This window comes from Actinomycetospora succinea (assembly GCF_004363095.1).
GTDB lineage: Bacteria > Actinomycetota > Actinomycetes > Mycobacteriales > Pseudonocardiaceae > Actinomycetospora > Actinomycetospora succinea.
Map to the genome: position 1 here is coordinate 1,239,244 of NZ_SNYO01000001.1, position 22,366 is coordinate 1,261,609.

Here is a 22,366-nt window from a genome sequence, read left to right on the forward strand (position 1 = left end):
CCCACAGGGGCCATGAAGATCGGTTGCCCGTGGCCGACCGTGGGAAGCTCACCCGCGTGAGCGCGCCCGGGCGGGAGCCCGGCCTCGACGACGAGGCCGATCGCTGGCTGGTGGGCATGGCCCGCGCCGGCGACAGCGGCGCCTACGAGGAACTGGTGCGCCGGCACCGCGACCGGATCTACCGGATCGCGCTGCGCATGCTCGGCAGCCCCGCCGACGCGGACGACGTCGCCCAGGAGGTCGTCATCCAGCTCTGGACGGCGATGTCGGGCTTCGCGGGCACGTCGGCGTTCACGACCTGGCTGTACCGGATCGTCGTCAACCGCTGCCTGAACCACCGCCGCGGCCAGCGCCCCCACGCCGAGCTCGCCGACGCCGACCACCCGCCGGTCGCGGGGCCGGAGAGCCGGGTGCTCGCGGGGGAGGAGCTGCAGGCGGGCCTGCGCGCGATCAGCGGGCTGCCCGAGGATCAGCGGGTGTCCCTGGTGCTCGTGCAGCTCGAGGGTCTGTCGTACCGCGAGGCGGCGGTGGTCACCAAGACCAGCGAGGCCACCGTGCGGGGGCGGCTCGCCCGGGCCCGCGCCACCCTGATGTCCGAGATGAAGGACTGGACATGACCTCCACCGACGCCCGGCTGCCCTGCGGGCGCGACACCGACGCGCTCGTCGCGCAGGTCGCGGACGGTGCGGCCGAGCCCCGGGACGACCACCAGCGCGACTGCCCCTACTGCCAGGCCGCGCTCGCCGAGTTCGACCGGCTGTGGGCGCCGGTCCGGGCGGTCGCCGACCACCGCCCGCGCGCGCCCGAGGGCATCCTGGACGAGGCGCTGCGCCGGATCCGCGGGGTGGCCGCCGACCCGGAGTTCGGCACGATCTCCGACGTCCGCGGGCGCACGAGGATCAGCGCGCACGCGGTCGAGTCGCTGGCCCGGCACCTCGCGTCGCAGGTCCCGGGCGTGCGGGTCGCGCTGAGCAGGCTCGTCGCCGCCGGCGGCGGGCCGGAGACGAGCCTGATGGGCGGGCCCGAGGTGACGGCGGGGGTCGCGGGGTCGTCGACGGTCGTGTCGATCACGCTCGCTGCTGACCTCGGGGAGAACCTCGTCGCGCTCGGCGACCGCATCCGCGCGGTCGTCGCCGACGGCATCCGCGCGTCGACGGGACTGGAACCGGTGGCGGTGCTCGTGCACGTCGACGACGTGCTGATGTAGCCGCTCGTCGGTCGCGCGCGCGAGTGGCGGGGCTGCGGCTCGGGGACGCGGGACGGCGTTCAGAAGGGCGCCGGATCGGGGTCGGGCGTGGGGCTCGGTGAGTCGTCGCGGCGGCGTCGGAGGCTGACGCGTTGGGCGTCGGTGCGGGTGGCGGTGCGGTCGGGTCGGCGTGTACGCGGGCGGCGGGGCCGGAGCGCGGTCACGAGGTCGTCGTGCTCGGCGTGGTCGGTGTCCGTCTCGGGGTCGTCGTGGTGCTGTTCGTGGGCGGGGAGCGGGCGTGGCGTGGCAGTGGGTCGGGGTTCCGGGAGGGGTTCGAGGATGCGGCGGGGTCGGGTGTCGTAGCGGGCGCCGGCGCGGGTGGTGATGTGGAAGCGGCCGGGTTCGGGTTGCTCGATCCGCCAGCCGGCGTCGTGTTTGGCGCGGTGGTGGTGGCGGCACAGGGCGCCGAGGTTGCGGCTCAGCGACGGCCCGCCGTGGGCGTGGTCGAGGGTGTGGTCGAGGTCGGTGCTGTGGGCGGGGCGTCCGCAGGCGGGGGCGATGCAGGTGCCGTCGCGGGCGCGGACCCAGCGGTCGATCTCGGCGCTGGGCCGGCGGTGCCGGGCGTCGGCGGGGTGGATGTGGTCGTCGGGGCCGCGCGGCGGCCCGTTCCTGGTGCGCGCGGCGAGTCCGGGTAGGCGGGCCTGGAGTTCGCGCAGCAGCGACGCCCATCCGGGGTGGTCGTTCGGGTGGAGGGCGGCGAGCAGCGTCGTCGGGACCTGGAGTTCGACGATGGCTGGTCCTGCCCGCCCCCGCCGCTGGTGGCGGCGGGGGCCGGGTGGTCGCCCGATCCCGGACGGCGGCTCGGCGCGGTCGATGTGGCCGGCGGGTCGGCGGCGGGCGAGCAGGAGGTGTTCGAGGCGGCCGTCGGGGTCGGTGAGCACGACGCGCCATTCGCCGTGGCGGTAGCGCTCGAGCAGATTGCGCGCGGTGCGGGCGATGACGGTCCCCCAGCCCGGTAGCTGAGCGGGGAGGTCGTCGAGCCCGAGCGCGGTGCTCAGCCGCAACCGGACCTCCACTGTCCCGTCCCGCACCCCGGAACGAGGCGCGATCTCGGTCCCCGTGTCGCGATCGCCGGGGTCGTCGCCGCCGTCGGGCTCCTCGGGATGCGGCACGACACCGGGACCGGAGTCGTCGCAGGCTTCGTCCTCGCGGGACCCGTCATCGCCGGGCTCGTCATCGTTCGGGCCGTCGCTCGGGCCGCCGTCCTCGGGTCCGTCGTCGTTGGGTCCGTCGTCGTTGGGTCCATCGTCGTCGGGTCCGTCGTCGGGTCCGTCGTCGGGTCCGTCGTCGGGTCCGTCGTCGGGTCCGTCGTCGGGTCCGTCGTCGGGTCCGTCGTCGGGTCCGTCGTTGGGTCCGTCGTCGGGGCCGTCGTCCTCCGAGCCGTCGTCGGTGTCGTCTGGTCCGAGTTCGGTGGCGAGCAGGTCGAGCAGGGCGTCGTCGTCGAGCCCGACCGCGGTGCCGTCGAACAACGCCATGTACACGTGCGCCCGCAGCGTGCCGATCTTCACCGGCACCCCGCGGCGGCGCAGCGCCGCCGCGAGCGCCTCCAGGCGCGCCATCCCGACCGCGGTGCGCTCCATCGGCAGGTCGTAGCCGCACACGTTCGCCGTGCCCGAGGGGTTGCGCGAGGACAGCACCCGCGCCTGTTTCTCGGCGGTGCGCTCTCGGCGCTCGGCCCACGGCGGGTCGAGCGCGGTCGCGACCTGCTGAATCCGCTCGATCAGCGCTGAGACGGTCAGCCCAGGTGCTTCGGGCAGGACCACCGCGCACACGTGGTGGGCGTGGTCGTCGGCCAGGTCGCGGGTCCAGTCGGAGATCACCCGGGCCTTGGTGTCGTCGAGCTCGCCGCCGCGCATCGCGGCGTGCACCTCGGGCAGGCGGCGCAGCAGGTCCTCGGCCAGATCCAGCCAGCGGGAGGCCATCGCCCGCGACCAGCCCAGCGCCGCGGCGGCCTCGTCGCCGGAGAACTCATCGAGCAGCGCCCGGCGACCTTTGTGCCCGTCCACCGCGCGGCCGGCCTCGTGCAGCGCGGTCAGGAACCGGGCGGTGGCCTGGTTGCGGGCCCGGAAGCACGCCCGCGCGTGATCGATGACCTCCGCCCCGGCCAGGTCCGCCAGCCCCGAGAGCTCGAGCGCGTCGAGCACGCCGTACGGCACCGGGGTGCCGGCCGCGCGGTCGTCGATGCTCACGAAACAGACGCTAGCTCCGACCCCCGACAGTCCCAGACGATCAAGAACCGCAGGTCAACGCCCGCTTCCGGTCCGGCGTGTCGCGGAATCGAGCTGGTGGCGATCCTGACGTTCAACGCCAGCGTGGCCGCCACGCTGAAACACCCCGGGGCACGCCACCCCCCACCGGCGTGTCGCGCAGCGAGGATGTGGCGAGCCTGGCGTCACACGCCAGCGATGCCGCATCGCTCGCATTGGGGCCCGCCCTACCGCCGGTCGTGGCAGCGCGAGCCGATCGGGCCCAGGGTCGACTTGATGTCCACGATCGGCGTGCCGTCGACGGCTTCCAGGTCCGACACGCGCAGCTCCGTGCCCTCGATCGCGAGGACGCGGACCTGGTGCAGTCCCAGCGGGTTGGGGCGGTCGGGGGAGCGGGTGGAGAAGACGCCGGTCAGGGGCGCGGAGGTGTCGTTGCGCGGGTGCACGCGCAGCACGGAGCGGTCGCCGCGGTCGAGCCAGGTGATCAACAGGACCTCGTCGCCGACGGACACGTCGGCCAGGGCCGGGGCGAGGTCGGGGTCGAGGCGCACGACGGCCTCGGGGCCGCCCTCGTCGCCCTGGCGCGGCGCCTCGGAGCGGTCGGCCAGCGGCGAGGACACGTGCCCCAGCACACGGAGGACGGGGGAAGAGTCGGACACACGCTCACCGTAGGCCGCGCCGTACCCTTCGGCCGTGCCCCGCGTGACGTCCCCCCGTGCCGAGGCCACGGCCGCGACCCGGGCCGGGCTCGTGGAGGCCGCGACCGCGCTGTTCGCCGAGCGCGGGTTCGCCGAGACCTCCATCGACGACGTCGCCGCCGTCGCGGGCATGACCAAGGGCGCGGTCTACCACCACTTCGCCGGCAAGGCGGCCCTGTTCGAGGCCGTCTTCTCCGCGCGCGAGACCGAGGTGCACGAGCGCCTCACCCGGACCCTCGAGGACGCCCCGGACCTGCTCACCGGCGCCCGGACCGCCCTCGCGACCTTCCTCGAGGCCTGCAGCGAGCCCCGCTACGGCCGGATCGTGTTCCGGGACGGGCCCCTCGCGCTCGGGTGGGAGCGCTGGCGGGAGTGCGAGCGGGACTACGCCTACGCCTTCATCGCCCGGGTGCTGGACGGGCTGGCCCGCGAGGGCAGCCTCGTCCGCCCGCCCGGCACGTCCTATCCGACGCTCGTGCTCGGCATGCTCTCGAGCGCCGGCCAGCTGCTCGGCCAGGCCCCGCCCGAGCAGCACCCCGCGCTGCGTGAGGAGCTGCTCGGCTTCTTCGACCAGGTCCTCAGCGGGATGACACGGAGCTAGCCCGCCGGCTCCCGGTGCTGCCGCAGCGCCACCGTCGTGCCGCCCGCGGTGTGCCGGATCGCCACGCTGTCGACGCTGCGGTGCATCAGCACGAAACCGCGCCCGCGCCGGGCGTGCGAGCCCGGCGCCGCCGGGGTCGAGCCCTCGGACCACTGCCCGTTGTCGGTGACCCGCACGTTCACCGCGTCCTTCTCGCACCAGAGCGTGAGCTCCACGGTGCCCTCGGCGTCGTCGCCGGGATAGGCGTGCTCGCAGGCGTTCTCGACGGCCTCGGACACCGCCGTCAGCACCCGCTCGCGGGACTCCTGGTCGATGTCGAGCCCCGCCAGCCAGTCCCGGGCCTCGTGGCGCATCCGTTGTGCTTCGTCGGCCCGCGCGGGATGCACCGCCCGCGCGAACTCCACCGCATCCGTCATGACTCTTCCCCGTCCCCCGCCCCGGATCGTCGCGTGCCTCGGCTACCCGGCCTGCGACCCTCGGTCACGGGCCGGTCACGCCCGGCATCGCATGCCCACCGTGCGCGCTGATCACCGGAGAGGTCGACCACCAACGACACGAACGGTCCGTCCGGCACGGTCGGCGGGTGAACGGTGGGGAACGCGCCCCGCCCCAGGTCCGACCGGGTGAACGACAGCCGTGACATCCGGGTGAACGGGATCTCCCCCGGATGCTGTCAGGAGAGCAGCGCGTCCGAGATGATCTTCCGCTGGATCTCGGAGGTGCCCTCGAAGATGGTCGTCAGGCGGGCGTCGCGCCAGTAGCGCTCCACCGAGTGCTCGGTGGTGTAGCCGTTGCCGCCGAAGATCTGCAGCGCGTCGCTCGTGACGCGCTCCGCGGTCTCCGACGCGAACAGCTTCGCCGACGACGCCGCGACGTCGCCGCCGGGGGCACCCTCGTCGAGCAGCCAGGCGGCGTGCCACCACAGCGCGCGGGCGGCGTCGACGGCGGCGGCCATGTCGGCGAGCTTGTGGCGCAGGGCCTGCTGGTCGGCGATCGGGTGACCGAACTGCTCGCGGCGCCTGCTGTAGGCCACCGCGTCCTCCAGCGCCCCGCGGGCGAGCCCCACGGCGCGCGCGGCGGTCTGCACCCGGGCGGTGCCCAGCCAGCGCAGGCTGTCCTTGAAGCCCTGGCCCTCGGCCTGCCCGGTGTCCTGCAGCGCGTCGGCGGGCAGGCGCAGGCCGTCGAGCTGCAGCTCCCAGGTCGTCAGCCCGAAGTAGCCGATCTTGTCGATGGGCGTGCCGGTGACGCCGTCCGGGAAGCGCCCGCGCTCCTTCGGGACGAGGAAGAGCTCGAGGCCGTCGGAGCGGCTCTCTCCCTCACCGGGCGGGCGCGTGCGGGCCAGGAGGTGCAGGAAGTCGGCCGAGAGGGCGTGGCCGACCCAGCGCTTGGTCCCCTCGATCACCCACTCGGAACCGTCACGACGAGCCGTGCACTCGACGCCCGCGAGGTCGGACCCCGCGTGTGGCTCGGAGAACGCGATCGCCCCGACCCACCGGCCGGCGGCGCTCGCCCGGAGCAGCTCCGCCCGCCGGGAGGGGTCCGGCGAGGCGCACCCGGTGCCGTTGCCGCGGGCGATGATGCTGCCGACGCTCATCCAGGCGCGGGCGAGCTCCTCGGAGACGAGGCAGTACTCGAACACCCCGAGCCCCTGCCCGCCGTGCTCGGCGTCGACGAGCAGCCCGAAGAAGCCCAGCTCACCGAGGCGGTCGAGCAGGCTCGCCGGGATGTCCTCGTGGCGCGGGTCGAGCTCGTCGGCGACCGGGAGGACCTCCTTCATCGCGAACGCCCGCGCGGCGGCCTGCAGGTCCCGGCGCGCGGGGGTCAGGGCCAGCGCGTCGGCCGGGGCGGCGGTGGTGACCTCACCGAGGCCGCGGCGCTTCCCGGTGTCGCTCACGCGTCCTCCCCGGTGGCGTCCACGCACAGCGTCCACAGCGCGGCCCGCGCCTGGGGTGTCTCGGCGCCGCGGGGGAGGTAGTGGGTGGGGCGTGGTGCCCGGTCGTGCCAGAACACCCCGGTGCTGTGCCCCGCCTCGGGCGCGGCCTGGAGCCACACGGCGGTGTCGGCGCCCTGCGCGTCGGTGCGCAGCAGGGGACCGGTGACGCGGTGGAAGCCGGGCATCGAGCTCGCGACGCCGGGGGTGTCGGCCCAGCCCGGGTGCATGCTGTGGACGACGATGCCGTCGCTCGCGAGGTCGTCGGCGAGCAGCTCGGCGAGCACCACCTGCATGCGCTTGGTCCGCGCGTAGGCCGCGCCGCCCGAGTACGTGCCGGACCGGAACTCGGGGTCGTCGGTGGGCAGCGACGCAGTGTACATCCCGCCGGAGGAGACGAACACGACCCGCGACGGCGAGGTCGGCGACGCCCCGGCCCGCAGCACCGGGCGCAGCTCGCGGGTCAGGAGGAACGGCCCCAGGACGTGGGTGGCGAGCGCCAGCTCGTGGCCCTCGGCGGTCTCGGTGCGCTCGGGCGGCATGACGCCGGCGTTGTGCACGAGGCCGTGCACCGCCGCCTCCCGGTCGCGGACCTCCGCGGCGTAGCGACGGACGTCGGCCAGCGAGGAGACGTCGCACTCGGCGACGTCGACCGTCGCGCCCGGGTGCTCGGCGTGCAGGGCCGCCCGCGCCTGCTCGCCGCGGGCGCGGTCGCGCACCACGAGCTCGACCCGCGCCCCGAGCGCCACGAGCCCCCGCGCGGTCGCGGCGCCGAGCCCGCCGGAGGCGCCGGTCACGAGGACCGTGCGGCCCTCGAGGCTCCCCGCCCTCAGCGTGTTCCAGCCGGCACGCCGCGCGGCGTAGCCCAACCGGGAGTACCCGGGCACGACCAGACGGTCGAGCGCGGCATCGACCAGGCGGGGAAGCTGCACGGGGGGAGGCTAACCAGAAGCGTCGTGCGGGGCTCTCCGGACGCACCGGACAAAGATCACGGCGGGGGTCACGGCGGGCACACCGTGCCCTGCTGCGGCAGGGTCCCGTCGCGCAGGTAGCCCGCGACGGCCGTGCGGACGCACGGGGTGGCAGGGAAGGCGCCGTGACCGGCGCCGAGCCAGGTCACGAGGCTCGCCGACCCCAGCTGGGCCGCGGCGCGCTCGCTGCCCGGCAGCGGGGTGATCGGGTCGCCGCGGGTGCCGAGCACGAGCGATGGCGGGCCGGTGGCGGCGCTCGGGGGCGCGATCTCGGTCGGCACGGGCCACGAGCTGCACAGCAGCGCGTCGTGCGCGAAGTACGCCCCGAACACCGGGTCGGCGGCCCGGGCCTGGCCCGCGTCGCGGGCGACCTGGTCGAGCGTGGGGCGCTCGAGGGTGTCGTTGCAGGTCAGCAGGATGCCGGCGTCGAACCCGCCGCCGTCGGCCTCCTCCGGCGCGAGGAGGTCGAGCACGCCCTTCGGGTCCCCCTGGCCGGCCGCCGCGATCGCGGTGGCGAGCGCGGGCCAGCGCGCGGGCTCGCCGAGCCCGGTGACCAGCGCGCGGGTGGCGGTGCCGTCGGTGACCCGCCGCCCGGCCGGCCCGGACAGGGGCGCGGCGTGCAGGTTGGTGAGGATGCCGGCGACCGCGCCCGCCGGGTCGGGGCCGAGCGGGCACTCCGGGCGTGCGGTGCAGTCGGCGGCGAACGCGCCCAGCGCCTCGCGGGCCGCGCTCGCCCGTTCCCGGGCGCGCTGGGAGAACGACGTCGTCGCGTCCGGGACCCCGTCGAGCACCGTGCGGCCCACCGCCGTGGGGTGCCGGCGCACCCACGTCGCGGTCACCCCGGCGCCCTCGCCGACGCCCACGACGTGCATCTTCTCGACGCCGAGCGACGCGCGGACCTCCTCGAGGTCGTCGGCGTCGACCGCCGTGCGGAAGTCGGTGAGGGCGTTCTCGAGCACCTGCGTGCACGTCCGGGCCGCGGTCGCGGCGGCGTCGCGCAGCCCGGCGAGCGCCACCGGGTCGGCGGCGACCGGGTCGGCGTCGACCAGCGCCTCCCGCGTCGAGGGCGTGATGCAGTCGACCGGCTCGGAGTTGCCGGTGCCGCGCAGGTCGACGCCGTAGAGCGCGGTGCCCGCGAGCAGCGGCTCGGGGGCCGTCGCGGCGAGCCGGATCGCGCGGTCGCTGCCGCTCGGGCCGCCGGCCTCGCCCACCACGGCGATCGGGACCGGCCCGCCGGGCGGCAGCGGGCCGATGCTGACCTGCAGCACCCCGACCTCCGCGCGCGACGACCCGCCCCCGCCGACCGGGACGCTCTGGCAGCCGAAGCGCAGGTCGCGGCCCCCGAGCTCGGCGGGTGCGACGGTGGCCCGGATCTCGGCGGTGCAGTCGGTGAACCCGGCGCCCGCCCCCGGCGCGGGGACCAGCGGCGGGAGCAGCCCCGGCGCGGGCCCCGGCGCCGAGCCCTCCGGCGCGGGCTCCGACGTCGGCGGCTCGTCGACGACGGTGGCCACCGGCGGCCGCTGCGACGGCCCCACCGCGCAGGCGCCCAGGAGGGCGGCGCCCAGAACGAGCACCAGGGCCGCTCTGACGGGTCGGGGCACGCGCGCTGCTCCTGATTCGTGACGATCTTCCGGTGGGTCCCACCCGCGAGTCTGACGGCCACGGGTGGCGTCGCCGTGAGGGGGCGGGAAGATACCGACGTGGACCTGCCCGTGATGCCGCCCGTCGCCCCGATGCTGGCCAAGGCCGTCCCGGAGATCCCCGCCGGGCAACACTACGAGCCGAAGTGGGACGGCTTCCGGTCGGTGGTCTTCCGCGACGGCGACGAGGTCGAGATCGGCAGCCGCAACGAGAAGCCGATGACCCGCTACTTCCCGGAGCTCGTCGAGGCGTTCCGGGCGGCGCTCCCGCCGCGCTGCGTCATCGACGGCGAGATCGTCGTCGTGGACGCCGAGGGCACCGGCCTGGACTTCGAGGCGCTGCTGCAGCGGGTGCACCCGGCCGCCTCGCGGGTGAAGAAGCTGTCCGTCGAGACCCCGGCCCACTTCGTCGCGTTCGACCTCCTGGCCCTCGGCGACGACGACCTCACCGGCCTGCCCTTCACCGAGCGGCGCGCCCGGCTGGCCGAGGTCGTCGGCGGGCTCGAGCGCCCCGACGTGCACCTGACGCCGATGACCGAGGACCTCGACACCGCCCGCGGCTGGTTCGAGCAGTTCGAGGGCGCCGGGCTCGACGGGCTCATCGCCAAGAAGGCGGACCTGACCTACCAGCCCGACAAGCGGGTCATGAGCAAGATCAAGCACGAGCGCACCGCCGACTGCGTCGTGGCGGGCTACCGGGTCCACAAGTCGGGTCCCGACGCGCTGGGCTCGCTGCTGCTCGGGCTCTACACCGAGGACGGGTCGCTGCAGAGCATCGGCGTGATCGGCGCGTTCCCGATGGCGAAGCGCAAGGAGCTGTTCGCCGAGCTCCAGCCGCTGGTCACCTCGTTCGAGGGCCACCCGTGGGCCTGGGCGGCGCAGGAGGAGGGCACCCGCACGCCCCGCGAGGCCGAGCACAGCCGGTGGAACGCGCAGAAGGACCTGTCCTTCGTGCCGCTGCGCCCGGAGCTCGTCGTCGAGGTCAAGTACGACCACATGGAAGGCGTGCGCTTCCGGCACACCGCGCAGTTCAAGCGGTGGCGGCCGGACCGCGACCCGGCGTCGTGCACCTTCGAACAGCTCGACCGGCCGGTGCGGTTCGACCTGGCGGAGGTGCTGACCGCCAGGTAGCTACTCCACCCGCGCCGGCGTCGGCGCCGAGCTGGCGTCGAGCTCCAGGCGCACGGCCGTGGGCAGGGCGGACACGGCGAACGCCTCGCGGGCGCGGGCGAGGACCCGTCCGTCGAGCTCGGCCCACACGTCGCGGACGTCGGTGCCCTCGACCAGGGTCAGCGCGATCCGCAGGGCCGGCTTCTCCGGGTTCCCGACGAGCCGCACGCGCGCCCGGCTCACGCCGTTGATCGTCTCGGCGTCGTGGCGCACGGCGTCGCAGATCGCGGCGTGCTCGACGGTCAGCCGCTCGCCCGGCAGCTCGGAGAGCGACACGTCGGGCCGCGGCTCGGGGCGCAGGGAGCGCAGCGTCCACCAGAGACCGATGACGAAGAGCAGGACGCCGACGCCGATGGCGATCCAGCGGGTGGCGCTCGCGTGGGTCACCACCCAGAGCACGGCGATCGGGTCGATCACCGGGCGCTGGGCGCGGTTGGCGCCGAACACGCCGTACCCCACGAGCAGCACGAGCACCGACGCGGCGACCAGGACGAGGCCCAGGATCGTGGTGAGCGTCCGGTCGCCCCCGGCGGAGCGGGCGACGGCCTTGCGGGAGCGGCGGCTCACTTGACCCCCTTGGTGGTGGTGACGGACACCGACACGCGCGGCCGGCGGGCCAGCGGGAGCCGGACGAGCATCTCGGCGACCCGCTCGCGCACGGCCTCGCGGACCCCCTCGGCGGGGTCGAGCGTCGCCGCCTTGACGGTGATCTTCGAGGACGAGGCGACCACCGACGCCGAGACGACGTCGTCGTGCGACCGGACCTCGTGGCCCACGGCGCGTGCCAGCGAGCGGGGCGAGGTGGTGACCGTGACCTCGGGAACCGGGTCGGCGAGGAAGACGTCGTGGCGGCGGGCCACCAGGCCCAGGACCAGCACGAACAGCCCGATCACGCCCACGGCGATCGCGGTGGCGCGGACCGACCCGGACTGCCAGGTCAGGCCCTCGACGGCCGTGCGCCAGGCCGGCCACGGCACGACGAGCGGGCTCGAGGCGGGCGCGATCCAGGCCGTGACCGTCTCGACCAGCAGGGCGAGGCCGACCACGGCCAGCAGGAGGCCGAACAGCGGCGCGAGCACGCGCAGGAGCAGGCGCACTTCTCACTCCGTCCGGGAGGCGGGGGCCCGGGAGGGCGCCCGCAGAGCGGGGTCGGTCAGCGCGGAGACGCCGATGTCGAGCGAGCGCACGCGGTAGGGCGTCAGCTCCTGCACGCGCTCGCGGACGGCGTCGCGCACGGCGGCGGCGCTGTCGGCGATCCGCGCCGGGTAGGCCAGCGGGACCTCGAGGCGCAGGTCGACCTGCTCGCCGTAGCCCGAGACCTTGGCGCTGGTCCCGGACTCGCCGAGGTCCAGCCCGGCCAGCCGGCGCTGGGTGCGCACCGTGCCCGGGGTGCGGTCCGCGGCGTACTCCGCGATCTTGCGGACCACGGAGAGCGAGACGTCGAGGCGGCCGCGCTCGGCGGCCTCGTCGGTCTCGTCGGCGCTCTCCGGGACGGGCACCCCGGTCGGCACGGTGACGTCGGTCGGGGTGCTCATTTGTCGCGGCCGCGCCCGACGAACTGGTTGACGTCGAGCTCGCCGTCGAGCACGCGCCCGACGACGAAGCCCAGGACGCCGAGGACCAGGGCGATGAAGAAGCCCTGGAGACCGCCGGCGGCGGCCGCCACGCCCAGGATGAGGCCGACGAACATGCCGGCGCGGGTGGCGCTCATGACCACTACCTCCACGATGTGCAGGCCCCGCACGGGTCGGCGGGGCCGGAAGTCCTACAGCACGCGGGCGGTCCCGCGGCGCGGGTCGTACCGGCGGGCCAGGCGACGCCCGAACCGCCCGAGGCGGGCGATGCGGCCGTCGGGGACGACCACGATCGGCGCGTCGAACCGCGGGTCGTCCGGGGCCGGGTACCGGGTGGCGGCCCGGTGGGTCGCCAGCCCCTCCCGGAAGGCGACCGGGTCGCCGCCGACGTCGGGGTGGTGCGCACGGACGAACGCCCGCAGGGCGGCCCGTGCGTCACCGGTCATGCGACGTCTCCGACGACGGCAGCTCCAGGTCGGTGACGGTGACGTCGACCCGCCGGTTGCCCGAGGCGCCCGCGACGATCCGCCGCAGCTCGGCGGCCGTCGCGGTCACCGGGGCGCCGAAGCGCAGGACGACGGCGATCCGGTCGGGCTCCCCGGCGTCGCCGAGCACGATGCCGGGCAGCCGGCGACCCGGCAGGTAGGTCGCCAGCGTGCCGAACGGGCCGCCGGAGAGCGCCGCCACCGCGGGGTGGGCGAGCAGCGCCTCGGCGATCCGTTCGGGCAGCGGGCCGAGTCCCGGGGCCTCCGGGGACCCCGGGGCCACGGCGGCCCCGGGCGGATGGGCCGCCGACACCCGCGCGGCGTGGTCGGGCGTGCTCACTCGACGCGCGTCGACGGCTGGCTGGGCGCCGCCTCGCCGTTGTCGTCGTCGTCGCCCGGCATGTGGATGTCGTTGACGGCGATGTTGACCTCGATCACCTCGAGGCCGGTCATCTGCTCGACGGCGGCGATGACGTTGCGGCGCACGGCGCGGGCGAGCTCGACGATGCCGGCGCCGTACTCGACGACGATGTCGAGGTCGATCGCGGCCTGCTTCTCGCCGACCTCGACCTGGACGCCGGCGGCCTGCGAGGTGCCGCTGCCGCCGGGGATGCGCTCGCGGATGGCGCCGAAGGCGCGCGAGACGCCCCCGCCCATCGAGTACACGCCGGAGACGTCGCGGGCGGCGATGCCGGCGATCTTCTGGACCACGCCGGAGGCGATGGTGGTCTTGCCCTGCCCCGTGTCGTCGGCGAGGCGGGCCGGGGTCGCACCCCCGGTCCGTCCGCTCGACACGGCTGCGGCCTCGGAGCCGGTGGCGGTGCTGGGGCTCTGCGTCATGGTGTGGCGCTCCTGGGTGCGCTGGCGTCTCGGACTGGTGGCCGGGCGGGCCGGTTGCCGACCCGGTACCCGTGAGACACCGCAGGCGCCGGAACGTCATGCGGTGTCACTCGAAAGGAGTAATGAGGTACCGCAGGAGCAGCCCGTCCCCGTGCCGGAGCACGTCCGCGAGGTGCAGGGGCCGCGGGTCGTCGAGGGCGGGCCCGGCGACGATCCGGTCGATCCCCCCGCCGGCGAGCTGGGGCGCGAGGCTCAGACAGAGCTCGTCGACCCGGCCGGCGGCGAGCAGCGCGCCGAACAGCGCCGGGCCGCCCTCGCAGAGCACGCGGTGCAGACCCCGCGCGGCGAGGGCGGCGAGCACGGCGTCGGGGTCGGTGGCGCCGGGGTCGTCACCGCTGGCGGCGACCACCTCGCCGTCCACCCCGGCGCCGCCCAGCCGCGCCCGGGCGTCGTCGGCGTGCGCCGCGGCGACGAGCACCAGCGGCGGCACCGAGGTGTCGGTGAACAGGCCCGCGCCGGGGTCGAGGTCGCCGCGGGTGCTGACGACGGCGATCGGCGGGACCGCCGCCTGGCCGCGGGCCCGCCGGCGCTCGCGGCGCTCGGGGGTGGTGCGCGCGCCGCGGTAGCGCTCGGCGCGCGCCGTGCCCGCCCCGACGAGCACGACGTCGGCGAGCTCGCGCAGCACCCCGAACACCTCGCGGTCGCCGGGCGCGTGCAGGCCGGTGGACAGGCCGCCGACGGCCACGGCACCGTCCGCGCTGGCGACGAAATTCACCCGCACCCAGGGGCGGCCGGGGTCCGGGGGATAGGCGTAGCGGCGCGCGAGGTCGTCCCGGTCGAGTGCCGTGCCGTCGTGTTCGGGGGCCGGGTCGACCTCCCTCACGAACCGGCCTTCTGGCGCAGGTCGTCGATCGCCCGCGACGCCTGCGACTTGGTCAGCCCGGTCGGCGGCTCGACGCCCGCCTGTTGCGACAGCGTTTCGAGATAGCTCGCCTGGGGCCCGGTCATGGGCTCGTCGCCCGTCACCCATTCGGTGGTCGGGCGCTCCTGGCGGGAGAGGTCGGGGGAGTCGCCCTCTCCGGACCCGGACGATCCCTCACCGGGAGTCACCGAACCCTGGAGCCGCTCGATCTCGTCGGACGCCTGGGCCTTGGTGAGGCCGGACGGCGGAGCCTCTCCGGCCTGGTGGGCGAGGGTCTCCAGGTAACTGGCCTGGGGTCCGGTCATGGGCTCGTCACCGGTGACCCAGGCCGAGTTGTCCTTCGCCGCGGGGGAGTCGTCGCCGGGGGTCTTCACCGCGTGCGGATCGGGCGCCGCGCCGCTGTCGCCGTCGTACCCTGCGGTAGCGGGCTCTTGGCCCGACGGTGTGTCGTCGGTCAGACTGGTCGGCGTGTCGGGATCGGTCATGAGCACTCCTCGCTCGTCGGGCGACGTCGCCGCGGCCGGCCTGCCCGGCCGCGACCCGTACGGTGATACCGGAGGTGCTTCGAACAGACGTTCGAGGCACTGAGCCGGATACCCCCTCAACGGCGAGGGACACCTCCTCCGGCCGACCACGATTCGTGTCCGATCCGGGTTGCTGCGCTATGGCGATCAGCACTCTTTCGGACGCGGCCGCTTGGTGCGCTGCGACGGGCGCGGAGGTTAACGTCGCATTGCCCCTCCGGTCGTCCACCACGGACACCACGACCGGTGCGCCGGGGCCTCTCCCTCCGACGAGCGCCACAGCGCTCCGGAGGACCCACGACCACCACGCCGGACCCCGGCACCACCACCACCTGCGCGGAAGCGACGATCGGAGGCGAACGTGGAGAACCGCCAGAGCGAGGGCCTCTACGACCCGGCGTACGAGCACGACGCCTGCGGCGTCGCCTTCGTGGCCGACATCGCCGGGCGCCGCGACCACCGCACGGTCACCCGCGGCCTCACCGCACTGCTGAACCTCGAGCACCGCGGCGCCCGCGGCGCCGAGCCGGAGACCGGTGACGGCGCCGGCATCCTCCTGCAGGTCCCGGACGGGCTCTACCGCCCGGTCCTGGCCGAGGCCGGGCTCGAGCTGCCGGAGGCCGGTCGCTACGCCGTCGGCAACGCCTTCCTGCCCGCGGACGCCGACCCGGCCGTCGTCGAGGAGATCGTCGCGCGCATCGCCGCCGAGGAGGGCCTCGACGTCCTCGCCTGGCGCGAGCTGCCCGTCGACCCCGACGGCGCCGGCATCGGGCAGACCGCCCGCGAGGTCATGCCGCGGTTCCGCCAGCTCTTCCTGGGCCTGCCCGCCGCCGTGCACCACGTGGTCGACACGCCGAACGCGGGGGACGACGACGCGGGCATCGTGATGACGCTCGAGCGCCGCGCCTTCGCCGTCCGCAAGCGCGTCGAGCACGAGACCCGCGCGGCGGGCGTCGAGACCTACTTCCCGAGCCTGTCCGGGCGCACCGTCGTCTACAAGGGCATGCTCGCCGAGCCGCAGGTCGAGCCGTTCTTCGCCGACCTCGGCGACGAGCGCACGACCAGCTCGATCGCGCTGGTGCACAGCCGCTTCTCCACGAACACGTTCCCGGCGTGGAGCCTCGCGCACCCGTACCGCTACCTCGCGCACAACGGCGAGATCAACACGCTGCGCGGCAACCGGAACTGGATGGCCGCGCGCGAGTCGATGCTCGCCACCGGCGCCTTCGGCGAGGCCGAGCTCGACCGCCTGTTCCCGATCGTCACGCCGGACGCCAGCGACTCGGCGACCTTCGACGAGGTGCTCGAGCTGCTGCACCTCGGCGGACGCACGCTGCCGCACGCGGTGCTGATGATGATCCCGGAGGCGTGGGAGAACCACACCGAGATGGACCCGGCCCGCCGGGCCTTCTACCGCTACCACTCCACGCTGATGGAGGCCTGGGACGGCCCGGCGCTCGCCGCGTTCACCGACGGCTCGGTGATCGGCGCGGTGCTCGACCGCAACGGCCTGCGCCCGGCGCGCTACTGGGTCACCGAGGACGGCCTCGTCGTGCTCGGCTCCGAGGTCGGCGTGCTCGACATCGACCCGACCACGATCGTGCGCAAGGGCCGCCTCGAGCCCGGCCGCATGTTCCTCGTCGACACCGTCGGGCGGCGCATCGTCGACGACGACGAGATCAAGGGCGAGCTCGCCGCCGAGCACCCGTACGACGAGTGGCTGCACGCCGGCATGGTCGAGCTCGCCGACCTGCCCGTCCGCGAGCGCATCGCGTTCAAGCACGACACCCTCGTGCGCCGCCAGCAGTCCTTCGGCTACACCGGCGAGGAGGTCTCGCTGCTGCTGCGCCCGATGGCGACCACCGGCGCCGAGGCCACCGGCTCGATGGGCAACGACGCGCCGCTGGCGCCGTTCTCCTCCCGCAGCCGGGTGCTGTTCGACTACTTCGTGCAGCTCTTCGCGCAGGTCACCAACCCGCCGCTGGACGCCTACCGCGAGGAGCTCGTCACCTCGCTGCAGGTGCACCTGGGCTCGGAGACCAACCTGCTCGACGCCTCGCCGGCCTCCGCGCGGCGCGTGGTGCTGCCGCTGCCGGTGCTCGACGACGACGAGCTCGCCCAGATCGTCGGGATCAACGACGACGGCGACCTGCCCGGGTTCGCGCCGTACGTGGTCTCGGGGCTCTACCACCACGCCGGCGGCGGCGACGCGCTGCGCACCCGGCTCGCGGAGATCCGCGAGGAGGTCGGGACGGCGGTCGCCGACGGCGCGCGCATCATCATCCTGTCCGACCGCAACTCCGACGCCGAGCACGCGCCGATCCCGTCGCTGCTGCTCACCGGCGCCGTGCACCACCACCTCGTGCGCGAGAAGACCCGCACCCGGGTCGACCTCGTCGTCGAGGCCGGCGACGTCCGCGAGACCCACCACGTCTCGCTGCTGCTGGGCTACGGCGCGAGCGCGGTCAACCCGTACCTCGCGCTCGACACGGTCGACGACCTCATCGACCGCGGCATCATCACCGGCGTCACCTCCGGCACGGCGACCCGCAACGTGGTCGAGGCGCTGGCCAAGGGCGTCCGCAAGGTCATGAGCAAGATGGGCATCTCGACGGTCGCGTCGTACATGGGCGCCCAGGTGTTCGAGGCGATCGGTCTCGGCACCGAGGTCGTCGACGACTGCTTCGCCGGCACCACCTCGCGGCTCGGCGGCGTGGGCTACGACGTCCTCGCCGAGGAGGTCGCCCTGCGCCACCGCCAGGCCTGGCCCGCGGACGGCGTCAAGGCCGACCACCGCGAGCTCGCGGTCGGCGGCGAGTACCAGTGGCGCCGCGAGGGCGAGCTGCACGTCTTCAACCCGCACACGGTGTTCAAGCTGCAGCACTCCACGCGCACGCAGAACTACGACACGTTCAAGGAGTACACGAGCGCCGTCGACGAGCAGAGCTCGCGGCTGCTGACGCTCCGGGGGCTGTTCGGGTTCAAGTCCGACGCCGACACCGGCCGGACGCCCGTGCCGATCGACGAGGTCGAGCCGGTCTCCGAGATCGTCAAGCGGTTCAACACCGGCGCCATCTCCTACGGGTCGATCTCGCAGGAGATGCACGAGGTGCTGGCCATCGCCATGAACCGCCTCGGCGGGCGCTCCAACACCGGCGAGGGCGGCGAGGACCCGGACCGCTTCACCCGCGACGCCAACGGCGACTCGCGCCGCTCGGCGGTCAAGCAGGTCGCGTCCGGGCGCTTCGGGGTGACGAGCGAGTACCTCGTCAACTCCGACGACCTCCAGATCAAGATCGCCCAGGGCGCCAAGCCCGGCGAGGGCGGCCAGCTGCCCGGCCACAAGGTCTACCCGTGGATCGCGAAGACCCGGTACTCCACGCCCGGGGTCGGCCTCATCTCGCCGCCGCCGCACCACGACATCTACTCGATCGAGGACATCGCCCAGCTCATCCACGACCTCAAGAACGCCAACCCGCGGGCGCGCGTGCACGTCAAGCTCGTCTCGCAGGTCGGGGTCGGCACGGTCGCGGCGGGCGTGGCGAAGGCCCACGCCGACGTCGTCCTGATCTCCGGGCACGACGGCGGCACTGGCGCCTCGCCGCTGAGCTCGATCAAGCACGCGGGTGGTCCGTGGGAGCTCGGGCTCGCCGAGACCCAGCAGACGCTGCTGGCCAACGGCCTGCGCGACCGGATCGTCGTGCAGACCGACGGCCAGCTCAAGACCGGCCGCGACGTCGTCATCGCCGCCCTGCTGGGCGCCGAGGAGTTCGGCTTCGCGACCGCCCCGCTCGTGGTCAGCGGCTGCATCATGATGCGGGTCTGTCACCTCGACACCTGTCCGGTCGGCGTCGCGACCCAGAACCCCGTGCTGCGCCAGAAGTTCGACGGCAAGGCCGAGTACGTCGTCGCCTTCATGGAGTTCATCGCCCAGGAGGTCCGCGAGCACCTCGCGGCGCTCGGCTTCCGGTCGATCGAGGAGGCCATCGGGCGCACCGAGGTCCTCGACACCCGCGCCGCCGAGTCCCACTGGAAGGCCGAGGGCCTCGACCTCTCCCCGGTCCTGCACCGCCCCGACCCGCCGGCGAACTTCGCGGGCCAGGCGCTGCACCAGACCAAGCCGCAGGACCACGGCCTGGAGAAGGCGCTGGACCACACGCTGATCCAGCTCGCCGAGGGCGCGATCGCCGACGGCACCCCCGTCCGCCTCGAGCTGCCGGTGCGCAACGTCAACCGCACCGTCGGCACGATGCTCGGCTCCGAGGTCACCCGGCGCTGGGGCGGCAAGGGCCTGCCCGACGACACCATCGACATCACGTTCACCGGGTCCGGCGGCCAGTCGTTCGGCGCCTTCCTCCCGCACGGCATCACGATGCGGCTCATCGGCGACACCAACGACTACTTCGGCAAGGGTCTGTCCGGCGGGCGGCTCTCGGTGCGCCCGCACCCGCAGGCCGCGTTCGTCGCCGAGCAGAACATCGTCGCCGGCAACGTCATCCTCTACGGCGCCACCGCCGGCGAGGTGTTCCTGCGCGGCAAGGTCGGCGAGCGCTTCTGCGTCCGCAACTCCGGCGCGCTGGCCGTCGTCGAGGGCGTCGGCGACCACGGCTGCGAGTACATGACCGGCGGCCGCGCGGTCATCCTCGGCACGACCGGGCGCAACTTCGCCGCGGGCATGTCCGGCGGCGTCGCCTACGTGCTCGACCTGCAGGAGAGCCGGGTCAACCACCAGATGGTCGAGCTCGAGGTCGTCGGACCGGACGACGTCGAGGAGCTCCGGTCGTTCGTGGAGCGGCACTACGCCGCCACCGACTCGGCCGTGGCGCACGACCTGCTCACCGACTGGGACGCCGCCCTGCCGCGGTTCACCAAGGTGATGCCCACCGACTTCAAGCGGGTGCTGCAGGCGACCGCCGACGCCGAGCGCAACGGCCGCGACGTGAACGAAGCGATCATGGAGGCAGCTCGTGGCTGACCCTCGCGGTTTCATGACCACCGGACGGGAGCTCCCGCGCCGGCGGCCCGTCGACATCCGGATCCGTGACTGGCACGAGGTCTACGAGGAGTTCAACCCGGCGACCCTGCGCAAGCAGGCCGGGCGCTGCATGGACTGCGGCATCCCGTTCTGCCACCAGGGCTGCCCGCTCGGGAACATGATCCCCGAGTGGAACGACCTGGTGTGGCGCGACGACTGGGCCGAGGCCATCGAGCGGCTGCACGCGACCAACAACTTCCCGGAGTTCACCGGGACGCTGTGCCCGGCGCCGTGCGAGTCCGCGTGCGTGCTCGGGATCAACTCCGACCCGGTGACGATCAAGCAGGTCGAGATCGAGATCATCGACCGCGCCTGGGACGAGGGCTTCGTGCGCCCTGTGCTGCCCGAGACGAAGACCGGCAAGTCGGTCGCCGTCGTCGGGTCGGGGCCCGCGGGTCTCGCCGCCGCCCAGCAGCTCACGCGCGCCGGTCACGACGTCACCGTCTACGAGCGCGCCGACCGCATCGGCGGCCTGCTGCGCTACGGCATCCCCGAGTTCAAGATGGAGAAGAAGCGCCTCGACCGCCGTCTCGAGCAGATGGTGGCCGAGGGGACGCGGTTCTTCGCGGGCGTCGAGGTCGGCGGCCCCGCCGCCACCGACCTGTCGGTCGAGAAGCTGCGCGCCGACCACGACGCCGTCGTCCTCTCCGTCGGCGCCACGGCCTGGCGCGACCTGCCGATCACCGGCCGAGAGCACGCCGGGATCCACCAGGCGATGGAGTACCTGCCGCCGTCGAACAAGGTGCAGCAGGGCGACTACGAGCGCTCCTACATCGACGTCGCCGGCAAGGACGTCGTCGTCATCGGCGGCGGCGACACCGGCGCCGACTGCGTCGGGACCGCCCACCGCCAGGGTGCGAAGTCGGTGACCCAGCTCGAGATCATGCCGATCCCGCCATCGGAGCGCCCGGGCACCAACCCCTGGCCGACCTACCCGATGATCTTCCGGATCTCCTCGGCCCACGAGGAGGGCGGCGAGCGGCTGTTCTCGGTCAACACCGACGAGTTCCTCGGCGACGAGCACGGCAACCTGCGCGCACTGCGCCTCGTCGACGTCGAGCGCGTCGACGGGAGGTTCGTGCCGGTCGAGGGCAGCGAGCGCGAGATCCCGGCCGACTTCGTCTTCCTCGCGATGGGCTTCCTCGGCCCGCAGAAGGAGGGCCTGCTCGACAGCCTCGGCGTCGAGTACGACGACCGCGGCAACGTCCGGCGCGGCGACGACTACCAGTCCTCGGTGCCCGGCGTCTTCGCCGCGGGCGACGCGGGACGCGGGCAGTCGCTGATCGTCTGGGCGATCGCCGAGGGCCGCTCGGCCGCCGCCGGCGTCGACGCGTTCCTCACGGGCCGCGACGTCCTCCCGCGCCCGATCAACCCGACGGACCGCGCGCTGGCCTGATCGGCCCTGGGCGAACGAACGGCGCTCTCGCTGCTTCCGAAGCAGCGACAGCGCCGTTCGTTCGTCCGGGGGCGTGCGCGGACGGGCGAGCGTGTGCGCCCCGGCGGACGAGCGGGCGCCGTGCGGTGAGCCGGGTCGGCGCCAGTCGGGAGATCAGGGGCGACGTGGTGCACCCGCTCGGCGTGCCGACGTGCGTGACGTCGCCCCTGATCTCCGGGCTCCGGCGATCCTCTAGGCGACGAGGGTGAGGGCCGGGCGCGCCGGCACCGGGCGGGCGGGGATGACCGTCGCGCGGGTGCGGCGGACGGGGCGGGTGAGGCCCGCGACGCGGGCGATGACGTCCGCGTCGCGGAGCAGCGCGCAGTGCCCGATGCCGTCGAGGACGACCGTGTCGGTGTCCTCGAGGGTCGCGGCGGCGGGGGTGACGACGACGTCGGCCCGCGAGGCCACCGTGGTCCAGGGGACGCCCGCCGTCGCGGGGACGTCGGCGAGCGCGCGCAGGACGGGGGAGCCGGCGCGCAGGTCGCGGACGGCGCCGACGGGGAAGAGGCGCGCCCACCGGGTGCCGCGCAGCGGGGCGGCGACGGTGACGACGCGGGTGACGATCCCGCCGAGGCGCCCGCCGGCCAGGCCCGCCGCGACGATGACCCCGCCGAGGCTGTGCCCGACCAGCGTCACCGACCGGGCGCCGCTGCGGCGGGCGAGGTCCTCGACCTCGTCGGCCAGGGCTGCGCCGAGCGTGTCGACGCCCGCGGTCCAGGTGTAGCGGTGGGTGACGACGGCGACGCCCGGCCCGCCCAGCGCGGCGGCCACGGCGTCCCAGCAGTCGGGGCCGGCCCCGAAGCCGTGCACCAGGACGACGAGCGAGCGCGCGTCGGCGACCGGGGTCGTGGGCTCCGGGGCGCGGACGCGACCGGTGGGCAGCGCGGCGAGCAGCAGGGTGCCGAGCACCGTGGCGAGCACCCGCAGCGCCGAGACCACCTCGCGGAGGTGGCGGCGCACCGTCGACGGCATGTCCATGACCCACCTCCAGGACCGGGAGCCGGGCCCGGTGCCCGGCGTCTGAGCTGGTCACGAGCCTGGTCGGCATGACGCCCCGTGTCCGGTGGGCAACCCCGTCGAGGGGG

General features: G+C 74.7%; 22 protein-coding genes. 6 read left to right on the plus strand and 16 right to left on the minus strand.

Features of this window, described 5'->3' with window-relative positions; all coding sequences use genetic code 11:
- Positions 1 to 56: 56 nt before the first annotated feature.
- Together EV188_RS05950 and EV188_RS05955 are read left to right on the plus strand one after the other, a co-directional pair.
- Complete coding sequence (locus EV188_RS05950; protein WP_243741496.1) at positions 57 to 617, plus strand: RNA polymerase sigma factor; 561 nt, start codon at positions 57 to 59, stop codon at positions 615 to 617.
- Positions 614 to 1,207 (plus strand): Asp23/Gls24 family envelope stress response protein, encoded by a 594-nt coding sequence (locus tag EV188_RS05955; RefSeq protein WP_133825230.1) that lies wholly within the window; start codon positions 614 to 616, stop codon positions 1,205 to 1,207. Before EV188_RS05950 ends, EV188_RS05955 begins: the two co-directional genes overlap by 4 nt.
- Before the next feature lie 59 nt (positions 1,208 to 1,266).
- Here EV188_RS05955 and EV188_RS05960 read toward each other — a convergent pair whose 3' ends face one another.
- Together EV188_RS05960 and tsaA are read right to left on the minus strand one after the other, a co-directional pair.
- On the minus strand, positions 1,267 to 3,435 hold the full coding sequence (locus EV188_RS05960) for an HNH endonuclease signature motif containing protein (RefSeq protein ID WP_133825231.1): 2,169 nt from the start codon (positions 3,433 to 3,435) through the stop codon (positions 1,267 to 1,269).
- 245 nt (positions 3,436 to 3,680) lie between these two features.
- Entirely contained in the window at positions 3,681 to 4,112 is a 432-nt protein-coding gene (tsaA, locus tag EV188_RS05965; protein ID WP_133825232.1) for a tRNA (N6-threonylcarbamoyladenosine(37)-N6)-methyltransferase TrmO, read from the minus strand.
- A gap of 34 nt (positions 4,113 to 4,146) precedes the next feature.
- Here tsaA and EV188_RS05970 point away from each other — a divergent pair, with 34 nt between their 5' ends.
- Entirely contained in the window at positions 4,147 to 4,752 is a 606-nt protein-coding gene (locus EV188_RS05970; protein ID WP_133825233.1) for a TetR/AcrR family transcriptional regulator, read from the plus strand.
- Here EV188_RS05970 and EV188_RS05975 read toward each other — a convergent pair.
- The 4 genes from EV188_RS05975 to EV188_RS05990 form a co-directional block, all read right to left on the minus strand.
- The gene (locus EV188_RS05975) at positions 4,749 to 5,168 is read right to left on the minus strand and encodes an ATP-binding protein (RefSeq protein WP_133825234.1); all 420 of its coding nucleotides are present in this window, start codon (positions 5,166 to 5,168) and stop codon (positions 4,749 to 4,751) included. The genes EV188_RS05970 and EV188_RS05975 overlap by 4 nt on opposite strands.
- A gap of 257 nt (positions 5,169 to 5,425) precedes the next feature.
- A complete protein-coding gene (locus EV188_RS05980) occupies positions 5,426 to 6,646 on the minus strand; it encodes an acyl-CoA dehydrogenase family protein (RefSeq protein WP_133825235.1) in 1,221 nt (406 codons plus the stop codon).
- Entirely contained in the window at positions 6,643 to 7,614 is a 972-nt protein-coding gene (locus tag EV188_RS05985; RefSeq protein ID WP_133825236.1) for an SDR family NAD(P)-dependent oxidoreductase, read from the minus strand. The genes EV188_RS05980 and EV188_RS05985 overlap by 4 nt, the downstream gene beginning before the upstream one ends.
- Before the next feature lie 68 nt (positions 7,615 to 7,682).
- Complete coding sequence (locus EV188_RS05990) at positions 7,683 to 9,254, minus strand: alpha/beta hydrolase (RefSeq protein WP_133825237.1); 1,572 nt, start codon at positions 9,252 to 9,254, stop codon at positions 7,683 to 7,685.
- A 99-nt stretch (positions 9,255 to 9,353) separates the two neighbouring features.
- Here EV188_RS05990 and EV188_RS05995 point away from each other — a divergent pair, with 99 nt between their 5' ends.
- Entirely contained in the window at positions 9,354 to 10,424 is a 1,071-nt protein-coding gene (locus EV188_RS05995) for an ATP-dependent DNA ligase (RefSeq protein WP_133825238.1), read from the plus strand.
- On the opposite strand, the gene EV188_RS06000 is transcribed toward EV188_RS05995, so the two are convergent.
- From EV188_RS06000 to EV188_RS33185, 9 genes are all read right to left on the minus strand, one after another.
- A complete protein-coding gene (locus tag EV188_RS06000; protein ID WP_133825239.1) occupies positions 10,425 to 11,030 on the minus strand; it encodes an Asp23/Gls24 family envelope stress response protein in 606 nt (201 codons plus the stop codon).
- Positions 11,027 to 11,560, minus strand: coding sequence for a DUF6286 domain-containing protein (locus tag EV188_RS06005; RefSeq protein WP_133825240.1), 534 nt, complete (start codon positions 11,558 to 11,560; stop codon positions 11,027 to 11,029). The genes EV188_RS06000 and EV188_RS06005 overlap by 4 nt, the downstream gene beginning before the upstream one ends.
- A 3-nt stretch (positions 11,561 to 11,563) precedes the next feature.
- Positions 11,564 to 11,998, minus strand: coding sequence for an Asp23/Gls24 family envelope stress response protein (locus EV188_RS06010; protein WP_133825241.1), 435 nt, complete (start codon positions 11,996 to 11,998; stop codon positions 11,564 to 11,566).
- Positions 11,995 to 12,174, minus strand: a complete 180-nt coding sequence (locus EV188_RS06015; protein WP_133825242.1) for a hypothetical protein — start codon at positions 12,172 to 12,174, stop codon at positions 11,995 to 11,997. The genes EV188_RS06010 and EV188_RS06015 overlap by 4 nt, the downstream gene beginning before the upstream one ends.
- 54 nt (positions 12,175 to 12,228) lie before the next feature.
- A complete protein-coding gene (locus tag EV188_RS06020; protein WP_208113986.1) occupies positions 12,229 to 12,483 on the minus strand; it encodes a hypothetical protein in 255 nt (84 codons plus the stop codon).
- Entirely contained in the window at positions 12,473 to 12,862 is a 390-nt protein-coding gene (locus EV188_RS06025; RefSeq protein WP_208113987.1) for a hypothetical protein, read from the minus strand. The genes EV188_RS06020 and EV188_RS06025 overlap by 11 nt, the downstream gene beginning before the upstream one ends.
- Positions 12,859 to 13,362 (minus strand): Asp23/Gls24 family envelope stress response protein, encoded by a 504-nt coding sequence (locus tag EV188_RS06030; RefSeq protein WP_133825243.1) that lies wholly within the window; start codon positions 13,360 to 13,362, stop codon positions 12,859 to 12,861. The genes EV188_RS06025 and EV188_RS06030 overlap by 4 nt, the downstream gene beginning before the upstream one ends.
- 106 nt (positions 13,363 to 13,468) lie before the next feature.
- On the minus strand, positions 13,469 to 14,245 hold the full coding sequence (locus EV188_RS06035; protein WP_133825244.1) for a pyrimidine reductase family protein: 777 nt from the start codon (positions 14,243 to 14,245) through the stop codon (positions 13,469 to 13,471).
- On the minus strand, positions 14,242 to 14,769 hold the full coding sequence (locus EV188_RS33185) for a DUF3072 domain-containing protein (protein WP_424922910.1): 528 nt from the start codon (positions 14,767 to 14,769) through the stop codon (positions 14,242 to 14,244). The genes EV188_RS06035 and EV188_RS33185 overlap by 4 nt, the downstream gene beginning before the upstream one ends.
- A 400-nt stretch (positions 14,770 to 15,169) precedes the next feature.
- Between EV188_RS33185 and gltB the strand changes: the two genes are divergently transcribed.
- Together gltB and EV188_RS06055 are read left to right on the plus strand one after the other, a co-directional pair.
- Positions 15,170 to 19,783 (plus strand): glutamate synthase large subunit, encoded by a 4,614-nt coding sequence (gltB, locus tag EV188_RS06050; RefSeq protein WP_133825245.1) that lies wholly within the window; start codon positions 15,170 to 15,172, stop codon positions 19,781 to 19,783.
- The gene (locus EV188_RS06055) at positions 19,776 to 21,239 is read left to right on the plus strand and encodes a glutamate synthase subunit beta (protein WP_133825246.1); all 1,464 of its coding nucleotides are present in this window, start codon (positions 19,776 to 19,778) and stop codon (positions 21,237 to 21,239) included. Before gltB ends, EV188_RS06055 begins: the two co-directional genes overlap by 8 nt.
- Before the next feature lie 231 nt (positions 21,240 to 21,470).
- On the opposite strand, the gene EV188_RS06060 is transcribed toward EV188_RS06055, so the two are convergent.
- A complete protein-coding gene (locus EV188_RS06060; RefSeq protein WP_133825247.1) occupies positions 21,471 to 22,259 on the minus strand; it encodes an esterase/lipase family protein in 789 nt (262 codons plus the stop codon).
- Between the last annotated feature and the right edge of the window lie 107 nt (positions 22,260 to 22,366).

Excerpts from the sequence above, each read along its gene's own strand:
- EV188_RS06060 (WP_133825247.1), bottom strand. The coding sequence starts at position 22,259 with ATGGACATGCCGTCGACGGTGCGCCGCCACCTCCGCGAGGTGGTCTCG.
- EV188_RS06015 (WP_133825242.1), bottom strand. The coding sequence starts at position 12,174 with ATGAGCGCCACCCGCGCCGGCATGTTCGTCGGCCTCATCCTGGGCGTG.
- EV188_RS06020 (WP_208113986.1), bottom strand. The coding sequence starts at position 12,483 with ATGACCGGTGACGCACGGGCCGCCCTGCGGGCGTTCGTCCGTGCGCAC.
- EV188_RS06030 (WP_133825243.1), bottom strand. The coding sequence starts at position 13,362 with ATGACGCAGAGCCCCAGCACCGCCACCGGCTCCGAGGCCGCAGCCGTG.
- EV188_RS06010 (WP_133825241.1), bottom strand. The coding sequence starts at position 11,998 with ATGAGCACCCCGACCGACGTCACCGTGCCGACCGGGGTGCCCGTCCCG.
- EV188_RS05955 (WP_133825230.1), top strand. The coding sequence starts at position 614 with ATGACCTCCACCGACGCCCGGCTGCCCTGCGGGCGCGACACCGACGCG.
- EV188_RS33185 (WP_424922910.1), bottom strand. The coding sequence starts at position 14,769 with ATGACCGATCCCGACACGCCGACCAGTCTGACCGACGACACACCGTCG.
- EV188_RS05975 (WP_133825234.1), bottom strand. The coding sequence starts at position 5,168 with ATGACGGATGCGGTGGAGTTCGCGCGGGCGGTGCATCCCGCGCGGGCC.